Genomic DNA, 16839 nt, shown 5'->3' with positions numbered 1-16839 from the left:
CAAGAAAGGGAAGATCATTGATCTCCCCTTTCTTGTTTTATGTAATATTATAGCTTTAAGCTTTCTGCATTCCGCTTTTAGCTTAATTAAAATGCTTTGTACAAACCGAATACAATCTGTCCTTCAGTAATTGGCTGCTTGGTTACCAAACGGCCCACATTAAGCGTACGGCCGGTTGTGGTTACATCATATCCCGCCGACTTAACATAGTTACCTTTAAGGGATAAGCCCCAGCCGGCACCCATATCAAACCTGATTGCTGCACTGCCGCCATAAGCAAAGGCATAACCTTTGGCACTTTGCTGGGTTATACTGCCGCTTTGTGCATCAACACCGGTAACAGATATGGTTAACAATGGTGAGGTTTGACTTTTAATAGCGCCTGCCGATGCCCTTAAATCAAATGATAAGCTGCGCCATACAAAAGTATATTGCGGGCCTACCAGTAAGTTAAAGCTGCGGTAACGCTTATCAGCAGTTACAGTCCCTTCGTCGGCTTTAAAATCAGTAGTATATCCCTGCGATAGTATCAGGTCATCGTCATATGAAAAATTGCTTTGGTCCTGGTATGAAAAGGTATAGCCGATCCCGAAATTTCTGTACAGGTAATATGCCCCGTCAAGCTGGAAGGTAACGCCCCTGTTTGCAAAGCCCGATTTATTATTGCTATAATCTGTTTTTTTGAAATCACCCAATGGATATGAAATCCCCATACTTAACCCTACATAAGGTTTAAGTTTTACTTTGGTTTCATCATCTTTATCGTTGGTATCCTGAGCCTTTGAAGTAAATGCCAGCAGCATTAAAAGACCTGCCGTAAAAAAAGTAAGGGTTTGTTTCATGTTTGTTATTATGTAACTGTATTACCGTAGTTTCGCTGCATCCATAGCCGCAAAGCAAACGTGTAAAAAAACGCATTATTATTGATACTGTATGATAATAAGATCCGCTTTCGGGTTAAAATTACACCGGGTATCAGCTGCAAAAAATTAAAGGGGTTAGTTTTTAATAACTTGCCCTTATTTTACAGCAGTTTTTTCACGCCGCTAATATAGCCTGCCACGGGCAATTAAACAGCAACCAGGTGCAAAATTAACAACTTTTAACCTTTTGAACCGTTATTGCCTTGCGGCAATGTAACCTGAATGGCTATCTTTAGTTGCCTGTAATTTAAACAACCATGACAAGAACGTTCTGTTTATTAGCATTAGCTGTTTTAATTTGCAGCAATACACATGCACAAATGACTATAAAAACACTCCCATATCCAAAAACTAAAAAAATTGATGTTATTGATACCTATTTTGACACTCAGGTACCCGATCCATACCGCTGGCTTGAAAATGACCATGCCGATGATACCAAAGCCTGGGTTCAGGAAGAAAATAAAGTAACTTTCAACTACCTTGATCAGATCCCTTACCGGGCCGATATTCACAAGCGCCTGGAGTTTTTATGGAACTACGAAAAATATAGTGCCCCCTTTAAAGAAGGTAAATACATTTATTTTTATAAAAACGACGGGTTACAAAGCCAAAATGTACTGTACCGCCAGTTGGGCGAGAACGGTGCACCCGAAGTTTTCCTTGACCCCAATAAATTCTCCGCCGATGGCACCACCTCCTTACAAGGTATCGAGTTTAGCAAAAATGGTGAGCTTGCAGCCTATCAGATCTCTGAAGGCGGCTCGGACTGGCGCAAGGTCATCGTTATTAACACCGGCGATAAAAGCGTTGTTGGCGATACCCTGAAAGATGTAAAATTCAGCGGACTGGCATGGCACGGCACCGATGGCTTTTATTACAGCAGTTATGATAAACCGACAGAAGGCAGCCAGCTTTCGGGTATGACACAGTTTCATAAGCTTTATTACCACAAGCTGGGCACGCCCCAAAGTACCGATAAGCTGATTTTCGGCGGCGATAAAACCCCTCGTCGTTACATAGGTGCTTACCTTACCGAAGACGAGCGTTTTTTGGTGATCACAGCCGCCACCTCAACAACCGGCAACGAGCTTTATATCAGGGACCTGAGCAAACCCGGCAGCCAGATTGTTAACGTTGTGAACAATTTTGATAACCAGCACAGTGTTTTGGATAACGTAGGGAGCAAGCTTTATATCCTCACCAATATCTACTCGCCCAATTTTAAAATAGTAACGGTTGATGCCGGCGAACCGGGTATCACCCATTGGAAAAACCTGATCCCCGAAACTAAAAACGTATTAAGCGCCACCACCGGCGGAGGTAAAATTTTTGCCGAATACCTGCAGGATGCCACCTCGCTTATCAAACAATACAATATGGACGGCAGGCTTGAACGTACTATCCAGCTGCCTTCAATCGGCTCGGCTTCGGGTTTTGGTACAAAGAAGGAGGAAAAGGTAACTTATTACACTTTTACCAATTACATATATCCTCCTACCATTTTTAAACTGGATATTGAAACCGGTGCCTCCTCTGTCTATAAAAAATCGGGGGCAAAGTTTGATCCTGAGCAGTACGAATCAAAACAGGTGTTTTATACCTCAAAGGATAAAACCAAAATCCCGATGATCATCACCTATAAAAAAGGGACAGTGCTTAACGGGCAAAACCCAACGTTGCTGTATGCTTACGGGGGCTTTGGCGTTAGCTTAACTCCGGCCTTCAGCACATCAAACATCATATTGCTTGAGCATGGCGGTATTTATGCTGTCCCTAACCTGCGCGGCGGCGGCGAATATGGCGAAATCTGGCACCGCAAAGGCATCAAACTAAAAAAACAAAATGTGTTTGACGATTTTATTGCCGCGGCCGAATATCTGATCAAAAACAAATACACCTCGAAAGATTACCTCGCTGTTTCGGGCGGCTCTAACGGGGGCTTGCTTATTGGCGCTATGTTAACCCAACGGCCCGACTTGTTTAAAGTGGCCTTCCCTGCCGTAGGGGTGCTGGATATGCTGAGGTATAATAAATTTACCGCCGGTGCCGGCTGGAGCTATGATTACGGCACTGCCGAAGATTCGGAACAAATGTTTAAATATCTTTATAACTACTCACCATACCATGCCCTTAAACCGGGCATTTACCCTGCCACCATGGTTACCACTGCCGATCATGACGACCGCGTGGTACCGGCCCACTCTTTCAAGTTTGCCGCCCGCCTGCAGGAATACCAGCAGGGAACAGCCCCAACGCTTATCCGTATTGAAACCAATGCAGGTCACGGCGCCGGGCAAAGCACAGCCCAGCTAATAAATGGCCAGGTTGATAAATGGGCTTTCATGTTCTGGAATATGGGTATTAAATGGTAATAGGGTCAATTTTTAAGTATACAATTTATAAATGAAAAAATATCTGTCAGTTGTTTTGCTGTTGTTCATCTTTTCAACAATAGCGTTAGCTCAGCATAAGAAGCCTGCTCTCAACATCGTATTCATCGGCAACAGCATTACCCAGGGTGTGCAGCTGGCCAATCCGGCTACTGAAGCCCCGCCTGCAACAGCAGCCGCTTATCTGCAAAAACAAAAAAACCTGGATACGGTAAGTTTCAGTAACCAGGGGCACAGCGGTTATACCACGCTCGATTTTTTGCCCGGCACGGGCACTTTTGCTAAAGTTGAACAAGCGGCCAATGCTTTTACCAATGGGGAGGCGCTGCTGATATTTTCGATAAAACTTGGCACAAATGACAGTGCCATACACGGGCCGCACGGAGCGCCTGTAGCGCCCGAAGATTATCAAAAAAACTTAAAAACCATAGTTGATAAGCTATTAGCCGATTTCCCTAAAGCGATTATCATTTTCCAGCACCCGCTGTGGTATAGCACCAATACATATAACGGCTCAAAATATTTACAGGAAGGCCTGAGCAGGTTGCAGAGTTATGTGCCGATGATAGATGAGCTTGTAAAAACATATGCTTCAACAAACCCCAAACAGGTTTTTGTGGGCGATACGAAAGCTTTCGCCTATTTCGAAAAAAATCATTCAACCGATCTGATCCCCGAGAATGGTAAACAAGGTACTTTTTATCTTCACCCCAATAAAAAAGGGGCCGAAGCCTTAGGCACTTTTTGGGGGATGGCTATCAATAAAATAATAAAGCGTTATTTTTAAATAAACATTTACTGTTGGTTTAATACCTTATCCATCACCTTAAAATCACCACGTACCCCGATAAAACAACGTTATTCATCTTGGTATTTACTACATAATAGTAAGTACCGGAAGGCATCGCTTTCCCCTGATAAGTACCGTCCCAGGGCTTGGGGTACCCTACAGAATGAAATAAAAGCTGCCCGTAGCGGTTGTAAACATCAACGGTAGAATTTTCATACGCTACAAGGCCTTTAATTTCCCAGTAATCATTTACTCCATCGCTGTTGGGTGTAAATGTATTGTTGATTGTTATCACTGGCGCCACTTTAATTGCAACCTGGCTTTCGTTCACACAGCCGTTTGATTTATCGGTAATTTTAAGTTTGTAAATTATATCCTGGTCGCCGGTTACTATAGGGTTTTTAACAGTGGCGTTGTCAAGACCAGTGGCCGGTGTCCATTCATAGGTTACGTTTTCACTGCCTACCACCGGGTTTAAAGTGATGGTATGCCCTTTTAAAACATATCTTGTATCGCCGGCTGCATCTGCCTGCACCGTTGGCGGCGGAACAAAATTAATGGTAATATCATCAGTAGGGGTATGACAATCATCAGCCTGGGTTGCCGTAAGCGTTAATTTAACCGAGCCATTGGCTATATCAATAGGATCAGGCTGAAAAGTTGGATTAAGTACATTATCAGAAGGGATAAATCGCCCCAACCCCGATGCCGATGTCCATTTTACGGTAGTTCCGGAAAACACCTGTCCGTTTAGCGGCACCATCGGGCTCTGGATACAAACATTATCGATGCTTGTCGGCCCTGCGTCTGCTCCGGGATTTGGTGCAAACGTAATTGTAACATCCCTTGATACCGGCGCACAATCATCTTTGCCGGTTGATGTAAGAGTTAAAGTGACTGATCCCGCATTCCTTTCTGCTGTTGTCGGAGTATATCGTGCTTTGAGATCATCCTGTTTGGAGAAGCCGTTGAGCGATCCCCCGGTCCAGGTCCCTGTGCCGGTAGCACTTTGTACGCTGCCATCAAGCTGTATGTACGGAGCACTGACACAAACAGTTTGCGGGCCTCCTGCATCAACAATTGGGATGCTGTGTACCTCAACCGGTACCATACTTGGCTCGCCCGGGCAGTCGTTTACTATCAAATACAAACTATAAGTCCCTGCATTAGCAGCTGTAGCTTTTGGAATAGTTACGCTTGCCGTTGTCCCTTCTGATCTAAAATTATTAGGGCCGGTCCACAAATATGTTGCACCTGCAATAGGCTGAGTTTGCAGTATAATGTCATTGCCTTCGCAAACGGGGCTGTTACTGTGCCCTTCAATCTGCAAGGTCTGGGGCCTTACAGTTACCGTATATTTAACAGGGGCACCCTGGCAGCCAAAGGCCACAGGGATTATAGTATAAGGCACCTGAACGGAGGTGGTCAATGTATTAACCAGCGTTTCATTAATAGGGTTTGCAGTTTGATCAGTAACCGCCGCATTGGTGATACCGGGAACAGCAGGTCGGCTCCATAAAAACGTAGCCGAGGGTATATTTGATGTTATGGTATGCGCCAACGGCGTGTTATTACATATTATTTCGCTGGAGGTTTCATTGGTAATTGATATTCCCGGATTAACCGTTACCTTAAGTTCATATGGCGTTGCTGTGCAGCTGCTTGTTTTATAATTAAAAATATAAGTAACTTCAATAGGGGTATTGGTTGTATTATAAAGCACTTCCTTTATGGTAGGGGCAGCCTGCCCTGTTACCGCAGCATTACTGATACCATCAACCGCTGCCCGGCTCCAGGTAAAGCTCATTACCGGGCTACTAAATTGAGCCTGGTAATTGGTACTTGTGCCGTTACAAACCGGACCGGGGGGGGCACTGGTAACAGTTGGCAAAGCGTTTACCGTTACTGTGTAATTGAATATGGGCCCGGGGCAACCGTTTAAATAAGGTGTTATGTTATAAGTCACATCAACAGCTGCACCACTGGGATTAGTGTTAATAAGTGTTTCGGTAATTGAGCTTGTTGTTTGGCCTGTTACCGCTGGGTTGCTGATACCGGCAACGGCAGGGCGGTCCCATGAAAAAGTTGTACCGGGCTGATCGGCAGTCATGGTATAATTTAACGCTGTGCCACTACACACAACGTCGCTGTTACCGCTTGTTATGTTCGGGGCAGGCGTAACCACTACGTCAACTTTAGTACGCTCACTGGTACAATCGTTAACCTTGGTCTCAACATAATAAGTGCGGTTGGTTGTTAAATTTGTTGTAGTAAATGGGTTTCCCTGCTTTATAGGGCTGCCGCCAACAGGAACGTTGTACCATGTATAAGTACCCGTTGAGCCACTTGCCGTTAGCGTTGCCGGCTGGCCCTCACAAACCGGGCCCTGGGTAACCACCGGCGGCGAAGGCGGGGCCACCGCCTGAACCAATACAGGAGTACGCTTGCTGGTAATCCCCCCAACCGTGGTTTCAACATAGTAAGTAATATCGTTCAGTATTGGCGGGGTAGTAAATATAGGGCCAACTTTAAGGGCTGGTCCGCCTGTAGCATCGCTGTACCAGCGGTATGTTCCACCCGGCGCAGTGGCTGTGAGGTTAGTTGTACTGCCTTTACAAACAGATTTACCAGGGGCAGTTGGGGCTGCGGGTACCGGATTTATAGTTATGGTAACCGTGCTTGACTTTGACAGGCACGGACCGGCAGGATTATCAGATGTTAAAGTTAGTTTTACCGTTTTTTCGCCGGGAGCCGGGGTGTAAATAGCATTTTTATCTGTTGGGTCGGAGAAGGTACCCGCGCCGCCAGTCCATTTTACAGATGTAGCTCCTCCTTCAAAATTTCCGGCCAGTTGTACCGGAACGCCCTGCTGTACGGTTTGATCCGGACCGGCATAAATCATAACCTTATTGTAAATAGTTATCTGGCTGGTAGCGATACTTTGTGCACAGCCGCTGCTCGCGGCAATTGTATTGGTAACAATGTATGTTCCGGTATGGCTTTTGTCCAGGTCTATCTCGCCGGTACTGGCATTTTTAAATACTATATTACCGGTTGATTCGCTGAATACGCCGGCGCTTGCCCCCGGCTGAAAAACAGGCAGCGGGTTTTTTACATTGTTACAGATAGGGGTATCATATGAAAAAGTAGCATCCGGTGTTGTTACTATGGATATGCTTTGGCTGGCCGTTCCCGCACATGTGCCCCCATAGGTAAAAGCAATAGTATATTTACCTGTCGTACTTGCTGCCACATTGATCTCGCCGGTTGTGTTACTTACAAAAACAAGCCCTGGTGTTGACGAAAAGGTACCTCCTGCCGGATTATAAATAACAGGCGCAACATTACTTCCTGAAGTACATATCGTGCCCGAAGGATAACGGAACTGAGGGTCAATAACAGGTGTTATCGATACGGTGAAAGCAGTACGCGGACTAACACATGTACCATTGACCGCCTGGGCATAAAAAGTTGTTTGCGCAAACAAGGGGTCGGTAGTATAAGTGTTACCTGTATGCACCGGCGTACCGCCTGCTGCATCAGTATACCATTGAATGGTTTCGCCCGAAGCCGGGGCGCTTAAACTGGCTGGTTCGCCCGGGCATACCGTTGCGGTACCATTAACAGTTGGAGCGGCAGGCGGTGGGTTAACCTGCACGGTTACCGCAGTACGCGGGCCGCTGCAGCCATTAGCTGTGCTTTGTACATAATAAGTTGCATTTGCTGTTAGCTCGGGCGTAACATAGGTATTGCCGGTTATTAAAAGATTGCCGCCGGTGGCCTGGTCATACCACTCATAATCATCGGGTGAGCCTGTTGCTGTAAGTGTAGCCGCGGTACCGGAACATATTGCCGGAACCGGTTGCACGGCAGGGGCAGGGATAGGGTCAAGTACAGTCACTGTAATTGCCGATCTGTCGCTGATACACGCCCCTACCGTTGTTTGAACATAATAGGTGGTGGTAGCTGTTAAAGCCGGGGTTATAAATGTATCACCAGAAAATATGGAAGTGCCGCCGGTGGCCGCGGTGAACCATTGAAAAGTTCCGCTTTGTGCCGATGTTGCAGTTAATGAAGTTGATGACCCATTACAGATTATCGGTCCGTCAGGCACTATTGGTTGCTCGGGGGCAGGAGTTACAGTAACGGTTACCGGGGTGCGGCCGCTTGTACACCCGCCGGTAGTATGCTCAACATAATAAGTTTTATCACTTGTTAAAACCGGGGTTTGAAAAGTATTGCCGGTACCAACCGAACTGCCACCTGTAGCCGCCGTATACCAGTTATATGTACCGGTGGGCGACGGATCGGCTGTTAAGGTAACACTGGTGCCATAACAGGTAGCCGGCGATTGCGAAGGCGGCGCGGCAGGTACCGGCGTTACAGATACAGGCACTGCAATGCGGTTACTTGTACAATCGCCTGTGCGTGTTTGCACGTAATAGGTTACCGGAGATGTAAGCGCCGGGGTTGTATAATCCGGACTTGAAATTAGCGGTGTACCACCCGACGGCACATCATACCATTCAACCACCCCTTCAGCATCGGCGTGCAGGTTAATTGATGATCCTGAACAAACACTGTTGGAGCCTACCACCGGAGCGGGCGGCGGTGCATTGATCCGGGCAACTACAGGTATACCGGAGCTGGCACAACCTTTAATTACCGTAAAAAGATAATAGGTGGTATTTGCAGTTAAAGCGGGGGTTATAAAGGTTGCATTGTTGCTCAAAGGCGTACCTGTTCCCGACGAATTTGCATACCAGGCATAACTATCGGCTCCTGATGCTATTAAGGTTGCAGAACTGCCCGAGCATACCGGATCTGCCTGAACAGTTGGCCGGCCTGTTACATTAACAACAACCGAGCTTCGTGTACTGGTACAGCTGCCTATCGTCGTTTCTACATAAAAAACGGTACCCTGGGTAATTGGGGCTGTTACATATGGATTACCCGTAAACAGGAAATTGCCATCAGCATCGTACCACTGGTAAGTCCCTCCGGGAGCCGTTGCCGTTAATGTTGCCGAAGTATTAGGGCAAACAACCTGGTTGCCAACCGTAGGCGGGTTTGGAGAAGCGACAGCAGTAACCGAAAAACTGGCAACTTTTGGCTGGCAGCCGGGGGTTTTATCGCTAACCGTAACAGTATAAGTGCCGGCTTTGTTTACGTCAATAGACGGTGTATTTTCACCCGTGTTCCAGATATAGGTAAATGGACCTGTACCGCCTGATAGATTAGCGGTTAATGTTACATTCTTTCCCGAACATATCGTATTCGCTGTTGAGGATATAGTTACATTCAATGTACAAACTTGACTATACCCGGCAAACGAACAAATGATCAGCAGGAATAGTACAAGTAACGGCTTATTAATGTTCTTCATAAGTCTCTTTATACTCAATAAATGTGGCTGCAAGCGGCGCATTTTAACGACTCCCCTTATTGAGCACAGTTTTAAAGATTGGCAGATAATACTGTTATTTTATACCAACCCGGCAATGATGTGTGCCTTTTTACGTAAAATACTAAAAATATGTTCAATAAAACATGAACAAAATGAACAATGAAACCAGCGTGAAAGAATTTCTTTTATAGGTTAAAAAAATGCCCGGTTAGGAAATAACCGGGCATTAAATTTGTTTAATAGTGTACCTTATACAATTTATAGGATCTGCCGGCAATCATCTCCCAACCGGCAGCGTTGTAAATAGTATTCAAAATTTGTCGGCAGGCTTATAACAAAGCCACAAAATCACGCATGGCCTGTCCGGGATCCTGTTGTTTCATAAACGTTTCGCCAATAAGAAAACCATTAAAACCTTCCAGTTTAAGGTGCCGGATAGTTTGAGGATCGCTGATAGCGCTTTCCGAAATCTTCATAAACTCGGCGGGGATATGTTTGGCCAATTTGTACGAGGTTTCTACCGATACAGTAAAATCGGCCAGGTTGCGGTTATTTACACCGATGGCATCCAGGTTAGGGTTAATGCTGCGTTCCAGCTCTTCAAGGTTATGTACCTCAAGCAACACATTAAGGCCAATACTTTTGGCAAGTTTGGCCAGGGTATCAATTTCGGCAGGGGTAAGTATAGCGGCTATAAGCAGGATGATATCGGCGCCTAATGACTTGGCTTCTATCACCTGGTACTCATCAATCATAAAATCCTTGCGCAGTACAGGGATGCTGTTTACCGAACGCGCTTTTACCAGGTCGGCTTTGCGGCCCATGAAGAAGTTTCGGTCGGTTAAAACTGAAAGCGCCGAAGCGCCGGCAGCGGCATAATCCGTGGTAACGGCACTAACCCGCACCTTATCGTTAATAATCCCTTTTGAAGGCGATTTACGTTTAAACTCGGCTATGATACCGGTACGTGCCGGATCGAGCAGAAATTCTTTGAAAGAATATGTTTCACGGTGAAAATGATCCGATTCTTCAAGTACGGTATACGATGTACGTTTTTTTGCCGAAGCAACTTCTCTTTTTTTATTGGCAACTATTTTATCAAGTATCGTCATAAAGCCCCCTAACCCCCTAAAGGGGGAATGTTTATTTTTTGTTGATAACGAACATGCTTGTCATGTTGAACTTGTTTCAACACCTCACTCGCTAAGCAACTATGCTAAGCAAATTGGTTACCGTTCCTGTGGGGTGCCGAAACAAGTTCGGCATGACGTAAATGTTTATAATTTCACTTTCACAGGATTGCGGGATCCAACTCGCAATAACGTTTTAATTATATCAATTTTTCAAAGTTATCATTATTCCTTAAAACTAAGCCTTTAGCCAGTTTTGCATCATTTCCTTACCATAATCGGTCAGGATTGACTCGGGGTGAAATTGCACGCCCCTCACATCATATTGCTTATGCTTAAGCGCCATGATAGAATTATCGGCTTCATCAATTGCGGTAACCTGCAATGAATCGGGCAAATCATTTCCGCTTACTACCCATGAATGATAACGCCCAACTTTAAAACTTTCGGGCAAACCGGCAAAAAGCTCTTCGCCGCCATCGATAACTTTTATAGGTGTGGCTATACCGTGCATAGGCTGGTTAAGGTTATACAAACTGCCGCCAAATGCTTCGGCAATGGCCTGCTGACCAAGGCACACGCCAAATATGCTTTTAGTCGGCGCATACTTTGCTATCACATCCAGCAGCAAACCGGCCTCTGAAGGGATGCCCGGCCCCGGCGAAAGGATGATCTTATCAAAAGCATCCACATCCTCAATGGCAAACTGGTCGTTCCTCCAAACCTCGCACTCCAGGCCAAGCTCATTAACCAAATGCACCAGGTTATAGGTAAAGGAATCGTAATTATCGATTATTAAAATTCGCCCCCCCCGCCCCCTAAAGGGGGTGCTTGAAGGAGTATTTATATTTTCGTTCATTGCTTTATATATCTTAAAAAACTATCAAATTTAACTATCCATTATAATTCCCCCTTTAGGGGGTTAGGGGGCGTCGCTTTACAACTCTTCCGCCAATTCAAAAGCCCTTCTCAAAGCCGAAATCTTGGTATCAACCTCCCTCAATTCGCTTTCGGGAATTGAGCCTGCTACAATTCCGGCACCTGCCTGGTAATGCAGCGTATTGTTTTTGCTCAAAAACGAGCGGATCATGATGGCATGGTTAAAATCGCCATTAAAACCCAGGAAACCTATAGCACCGCTGTAAAAGCTGCGTTTGATGTTTTCGTTTTCGTCGATGATCTCCATGGCCCGGTATTTTGGAGCACCGCTCAGCGTACCCGCCGGGTAAGTATCAGCCACAACTTTGAACGCAGATACACCGGGCTTCAGTTTTCCGGTTACATGCGATACCAAATGGATGAGGTGTGAATAATACTGAACTTCCTTGAACGCTTTAACAGTTACATTTTCGCAATGACGGCTCAAGTCGTTACGGGCCAGGTCAACCAACATCACGTGTTCTGCCGATTCTTTGGGGTCATTCTCGAGGTTTCGGGCCAGCTCGGCATCACGTTCATCGTCTCCGCTGCGCTTAAAAGTTCCGGCTATCGGGAATATGTTGGCAACGTTATTTTTTATGGTGATCTGCGCCTCGGGCGATGAGCCAAAGATCCTGAAATCGCCGAAATCAAAATAAAACAAATATGGTGATGGGTTGATAGAACGCAGGGCGCGGTAAACGTTAAATTCATCACCGAGGAAAGTACGGGAGAACGCCCTTGAAGGCACTATCTGGAAAACATCGCCCCGGTAAATATGCTGTTTCATCTTTTCAACTATAGCAATAAACTCATCGCCCGTAAGGTTCGATTTTTCGTCGCCATTGCTTTTAAAGCTATACTCGGGGAAGTTTTTGTTTTTGATGAGATATTCCAGTTTTTCGATACCGCCGTTGGTTGGCGCACCTTCGGGCTGGTTGTGGAATATGTAGAGCTCGTTTTTAAAGTGGTCGATAGCGATGATGTACCTGTAAATATGGTACTGCATCACCGGGATCTGGCGTGTAGCATCATCGCTTTGCTTTAGTTTGATGGTTTCATAATGTTCAACGGCCTCATGGGTAAAATAACCGAACAATCCGTTGGTGATCATTTTTAGCGGTAGCGAATCGGTTTCAAAGCTGCCGGTAAAACTGTTAAGCTGATCAATTAAGTTAAACGTACCTGCCTCATGCACTTCCTGGCTGCCATCGGGATACTGCTTTTTCAGCACACCATTGTTAAGCACAATGCCGCTGAGCGGTTCGCAGCAAATATAGCTGGTGCTGTTTTCGCGGCTGTGATAGTCCGAGCTTTCCAGCAGCAATGAGTTGGGGAATACATCGCGCAGGCGAAGGTAAATGCTCACGGGCGTGGTGGTGTCGGCCAGCAGCTTTTTATAGGTGGTAGTAATTTTAAATGTGCTCATGTTTATTTTTCAAATATCTTAAAACAAAAAAACCCGGCGAATTGGGGTCGCCGGGTTTCCTATTTAGGTTCACAATTGATTAGGTTGTCTCTGATCAAAAAGCGCAAGCCGGCTGCCAATTTAATTGGTGCCACCAGCTGTTTGTATGTATGTTTTTAATCATCGCGGTCACAAATTTATAAAGAAATTTGAATTGTCAAATTTTTTGTGAAATTATTTATTTGCTAAATCCTATTAGCTACGTAGAATTACTGTGGAATAAGCATAATACCTACCGCAATAAGTACAATCCCTATCAAATAAAAGACAGCAATGGCTTTATGCTTAGCTTCCGGCAGTGCAGCTTTCTTCGATTTGCTGTGCCCGATAGTGATCAAAACAATGGCAATAAGCATAATTACCCAATGCTCAACCGTAAAATAACGGGTGATCGGGTTTTTCATGGTATCCTTGCTAAACTGCACCATCGGACTAATGAAAAAGAGGATGATGCCCAGCAAAAATTGCGTATGAACCGAGATCATGGCAAACAGGTTAAGTTTGCGGTTGCCCTCGCCATATGGTCTTTTACCCAACCAGCCCATAAAGGCACGCACAAGGGCTAATAATACCAATACAATAACAATGTACCTGAAACCGAAATGGAATTCCTTAAAAAAGCTATAAAGTGTCATACATCAAAATTTGCCGTGAATATACAACATATCGGTCATTGATGTCATTAGGTCATTGTGTCATTTTTCTGTATGGATGCCTTGTTTTATACCATACTGCCGCGGGCTTTCAGCCCGTGGTTGCGCATTGTTTCAGCTTTCAGCTGAAGGAATGTAAGCTACAAGCTTACCTTGTGGTTACCACGGGCTGAAAGCCCGCGGCAGTTTTTAATATAAAACAAAAAAAGCGATGAGCCTAAACCCATCGCTTTCCAAATCCGAAATCGAAAATCCGATATCCGAAATCAATAAATTATATCAACAGCCTTACCGGCTCTTCTAATAATTGTTTTAATGTTTGCAGGAAGGCAGCAGCTGTAGCACCGTCAACCACGCGGTGGTCGGCACTCAGGGTTACCTTCATGATGTTGCCAGGTATTACGGCACCATTTTTAACAACCGGAACAGCCTGGATCCCGCTTACTGCAAGGATACATGCGTTAGGTGTGTTAATAATAGCGGTAAACTCGTCAACGCCAAACATACCAAGGTTTGATATGGTGAAGGTTGAACCTTCCATTTCATTTGGCTGCAGTTTTTTAGATTTTGCTTTGCCTGCAAACTCTTTCACTTCAACCGAAATGTGGCTTAATGATTTACCATCCGCAAATTTGATAACCGGAACCAGCAAACCTTCGTCAACAGCAACGGCAACGCCAACGTGAACATGCTCGTTAGTGCGGATCTTATCGCCCAGGAATGATGAGTTGATAGCAGGGTGCTGCCTTAAGGCAACAGCGCAGGCTTTAACAACAAAATCATTAAATGAAATTTTAACCGGGGCAACCTCATTCATACGGGTACGGGCTGTAATAGCCTGATCCATATCAATGCTCATGGTTACATAGAAATGCGGAGCAGTGAACAAGCTTTCGCTTAAGCGGCGGCTGATAGCTTTACGCATTTGAGTAACCGGCCTTTCGCTAAATTTCTCTTCGCCGGTAAAGGTTGGCAATACGATAGGCGCTTTTGCAGCAGGTGCTGCAGAGGGAGCAGCGGCAGGTGCAGCTTCGGCAGCAGCAGCCGGTTTAGCCGACGGTGTATATTCTTCAACATCTTTTTTAATGATGCGGCCGCCTTCGGCGCTGCCTTTTACGTCATTAAGGTTGATGCCTTTATCTTTAGCTATTTTACGTGCAAGCGGAGATGCTTTAACGCGGCTGTCATCATCAGATGAGCTTTCAGTGGCAGCAGCAGTTGCCTCTGTTGTTTCGGCTTTAGCTTCCGCGGCAGGTGCTGCTTCGGCGGCGGCAGGGGCCGAACCACCATCCTGTAATAATGGGGTAATATCGGTGCCTTCTTTACCTACTATAGCAATGATATCATTTACCTTAGCAGCTTCACCTTCTTTTACACCTATATATAATAAAGTACCGGCTTCGTAACCCACAACTTCCATGGTGGCCTTATCAGTTGCCACATCGGCCAGTGAATCATCAGCTTTTACCTTATCGCCAACTTTAAAGTTCCATTTTTCGATGGTGCCTTCGGTCATAGTGTCGCTCAGCAAAGGCATGCGGATCACCGTAGCCGGGATGCTTGACAGGTCAACCTTTGGTGCGGCTGGTGCCGGAGTAGCGGCAGGTGCTTTATCAGCAGCAGGAGCTGCTTCTTTGGCCGGTTCTGCAGCAGCGCCGCTGCCAGCCTGATCAAGTAAAGATTTATAATCTTCGCCTTCTTTACCTAAAATGGCAATTACAGAATCAACCGGGGCAGCAGCACCTTCCTGTATCCCGATGTACAGTAATACGCCATCCTGGTACGATTCAAAATCCATGGTAGCTTTATCGGTTTCAATCTCGGCCAGTACATCGCCCGATTTAACCTTGTCGCCAACTTTTTTATGCCATTTCGCTAATACCCCTTCGGTCATGGTATCGCTCATTTTAGGCATTTTTACTACTTCGGCCATATATTGATAGTATTATTAATTCTGTATAAATATAGTTAGTTCTTAGTCGAAAGTCGGAAGTTCAAAGTCTGAAGTCAAAAAAACTTAATACTTATGACTATCGGCTTATGACTTAAAACTTAGTCCCTGATATAAGGGTAATCTTCCTGAACATATACATCGGTATATAATTCTGAAGCATCCGGCCATGGCGACTCTTCGGCAAATTGTACCGCCTCATCAACAATAGCTTTGATTTTAGCATCCATTTCGTCAAACCATGCCTCATCAGCATATTTTTCGGTAAGGATGGTTTGTTTGGTAACCTCAATCGGGTCTTTTGCCTTGTAGCTTTCAAGCTCATCTTTGGTGCGATACTTTTGCGGATCGGACATAGAGTGGCCTTTATAGCGGTAAGTACGCATTTCAAGGAAGGTTGGGCCTTCACCTGCACGTGCACGCTGAACTGCTTCGTCCATTGCTACGTGTACCGCAGCAGGGTCCATACCATCAACAGCTTGTGAGGGGATCCCATAAGGCAAACCTAATTTATAAATATCTGTTTGGATGGTTGTACGCTCAACAGAAGTACCCATGGCGTAACCATTGTTTTCGCAAACAAAAATTACAGGCAGTTTCCAAAGCGCAGCCATGTTAAAGGTTTCGGTAAGCGCACCCTGGCGTACGGCACCATCACCCATGTAGGCAATGTTCACAAACTCGGTACCTTTATATTTTTCGGCAAAAGCAATACCGGCACCCAATGGTACCTGGCCGCCCACAATACCGTGGCCACCATAAAAATGTTTTTCTTTATCAAACATGTGCATAGAACCGCCTTTGCCTTTTGAGCATCCGGTAGCTTTACCATACATTTCGGCCATAATGGCTTTTGGAGTTACACCTTTGGCAAGTGCATGAGCATGATCGCGGTATGCGGTGATCATACTGTCTTCAGGTTTAATTACAGACATGGCTCCGGCTAAAACAGCCTCCTGCCCAATATACAGGTGGCAAAAGCCCCTGATCTTTTGTTGTCCGTATAACTGTCCTGTTTTTTCTTCGAACCTGCGCATCAATAGCATCTGTTCGTACCACATCAGGTAGGTGTCCTTGTTTATTTCGATTGAACTCATGTATTAAACAACCTTTTTGGAGTAAAGCGCAAATCTAATTATATCCTGCAAAATATCGAAACCTCAAGCAAATTGTTGCAAAATTTTATTTGGCGGCTTTAAAGTGTGT

General features: G+C 45.3%; 10 protein-coding genes. 2 read left to right on the top strand and 8 right to left on the bottom strand.

Going from position 1 to position 16839, the window contains the following annotated elements; genetic code table 11:
- Nucleotides 1-86: 86 nt before the first annotated feature.
- Entirely contained in the window at nucleotides 87-842 is a 756-nt protein-coding gene (locus SNE26_RS25800) for a hypothetical protein (RefSeq protein WP_321556726.1), read from the bottom strand.
- A 338-nt stretch (nucleotides 843-1180) separates the two neighbouring features.
- Between SNE26_RS25800 and SNE26_RS25795 the strand changes: the two genes are divergently transcribed.
- Both SNE26_RS25795 and SNE26_RS25790 read left to right on the top strand, forming a co-directional pair.
- Nucleotides 1181-3298, top strand: coding sequence for a prolyl oligopeptidase family serine peptidase (locus SNE26_RS25795; protein WP_321556725.1), 2118 nt, complete (start codon nucleotides 1181-1183; stop codon nucleotides 3296-3298).
- 31 nt (nucleotides 3299-3329) lie between these two features.
- The gene (locus tag SNE26_RS25790) at nucleotides 3330-4103 is read left to right on the top strand and encodes a GDSL-type esterase/lipase family protein (protein ID WP_321556724.1); all 774 of its coding nucleotides are present in this window, start codon (nucleotides 3330-3332) and stop codon (nucleotides 4101-4103) included.
- Nucleotides 4104-4137: 34 nt separating this feature from the next.
- Here the strand turns inward: SNE26_RS25790 and SNE26_RS25785 are convergent, their stop codons facing one another.
- The 7 genes from SNE26_RS25785 to pdhA form a co-directional block, all read right to left on the bottom strand.
- On the bottom strand, nucleotides 4138-9492 hold the full coding sequence (locus SNE26_RS25785; RefSeq protein WP_321556723.1) for a PKD-like domain-containing protein: 5355 nt from the start codon (nucleotides 9490-9492) through the stop codon (nucleotides 4138-4140).
- A 350-nt stretch (nucleotides 9493-9842) separates the two neighbouring features.
- Complete coding sequence (gene trpC / locus SNE26_RS25780; RefSeq protein ID WP_274990424.1) at nucleotides 9843-10625, bottom strand: indole-3-glycerol phosphate synthase TrpC; 783 nt, start codon at nucleotides 10623-10625, stop codon at nucleotides 9843-9845.
- 256 nt (nucleotides 10626-10881) lie between these two features.
- A complete protein-coding gene (locus SNE26_RS25775; RefSeq protein WP_321556722.1) occupies nucleotides 10882-11502 on the bottom strand; it encodes an aminodeoxychorismate/anthranilate synthase component II in 621 nt (206 codons plus the stop codon).
- A gap of 78 nt (nucleotides 11503-11580) precedes the next feature.
- Nucleotides 11581-12990: an anthranilate synthase component I family protein gene (locus tag SNE26_RS25770; protein WP_321556721.1), complete on the bottom strand. Its 1410-nt coding sequence runs from the start codon at nucleotides 12988-12990 to the stop codon at nucleotides 11581-11583.
- A gap of 248 nt (nucleotides 12991-13238) precedes the next feature.
- Complete coding sequence (locus SNE26_RS25765) at nucleotides 13239-13664, bottom strand: cytochrome B (RefSeq protein WP_321556720.1); 426 nt, start codon at nucleotides 13662-13664, stop codon at nucleotides 13239-13241.
- Between the two features lie 292 nt (nucleotides 13665-13956).
- The gene (locus SNE26_RS25760; protein ID WP_321556719.1) at nucleotides 13957-15615 is read right to left on the bottom strand and encodes a 2-oxo acid dehydrogenase subunit E2; all 1659 of its coding nucleotides are present in this window, start codon (nucleotides 15613-15615) and stop codon (nucleotides 13957-13959) included.
- Between the two features lie 119 nt (nucleotides 15616-15734).
- Entirely contained in the window at nucleotides 15735-16730 is a 996-nt protein-coding gene (gene pdhA / locus SNE26_RS25755; RefSeq protein ID WP_321556718.1) for a pyruvate dehydrogenase (acetyl-transferring) E1 component subunit alpha, read from the bottom strand.
- Between the last annotated feature and the right edge of the window lie 109 nt (nucleotides 16731-16839).

The organism is Mucilaginibacter sp. cycad4 (genome assembly GCF_034263275.1).
In the GTDB taxonomy this organism is placed as follows: Bacteria; Bacteroidota; Bacteroidia; order Sphingobacteriales; family Sphingobacteriaceae; genus Mucilaginibacter.
This window is presented reverse-complemented; position numbering and strand designations above follow the sequence as displayed.

Coding starts and splice junctions, on each gene's coding strand:
- SNE26_RS25765 (WP_321556720.1), bottom strand. CDS start 13,664: ATGACACTTTATAGCTTTTTTAAGGAATTCCATTTCGGTTTCAGGTAC.
- SNE26_RS25795 (WP_321556725.1), top strand. CDS start 1,181: ATGACAAGAACGTTCTGTTTATTAGCATTAGCTGTTTTAATTTGCAGC.
- SNE26_RS25775 (WP_321556722.1), bottom strand. CDS start 11,502: ATGAACGAAAATATAAATACTCCTTCAAGCACCCCCTTTAGGGGGCGG.
- SNE26_RS25770 (WP_321556721.1), bottom strand. CDS start 12,990: ATGAGCACATTTAAAATTACTACCACCTATAAAAAGCTGCTGGCCGAC.
- SNE26_RS25790 (WP_321556724.1), top strand. CDS start 3,330: ATGAAAAAATATCTGTCAGTTGTTTTGCTGTTGTTCATCTTTTCAACA.
- SNE26_RS25760 (WP_321556719.1), bottom strand. CDS start 15,615: ATGGCCGAAGTAGTAAAAATGCCTAAAATGAGCGATACCATGACCGAA.
- pdhA (WP_321556718.1), bottom strand. CDS start 16,730: ATGAGTTCAATCGAAATAAACAAGGACACCTACCTGATGTGGTACGAA.
- SNE26_RS25800 (WP_321556726.1), bottom strand. CDS start 842: ATGAAACAAACCCTTACTTTTTTTACGGCAGGTCTTTTAATGCTGCTG.
- SNE26_RS25785 (WP_321556723.1), bottom strand. CDS start 9,492: ATGAAGAACATTAATAAGCCGTTACTTGTACTATTCCTGCTGATCATT.
- trpC (WP_274990424.1), bottom strand. CDS start 10,625: ATGACGATACTTGATAAAATAGTTGCCAATAAAAAAAGAGAAGTTGCT.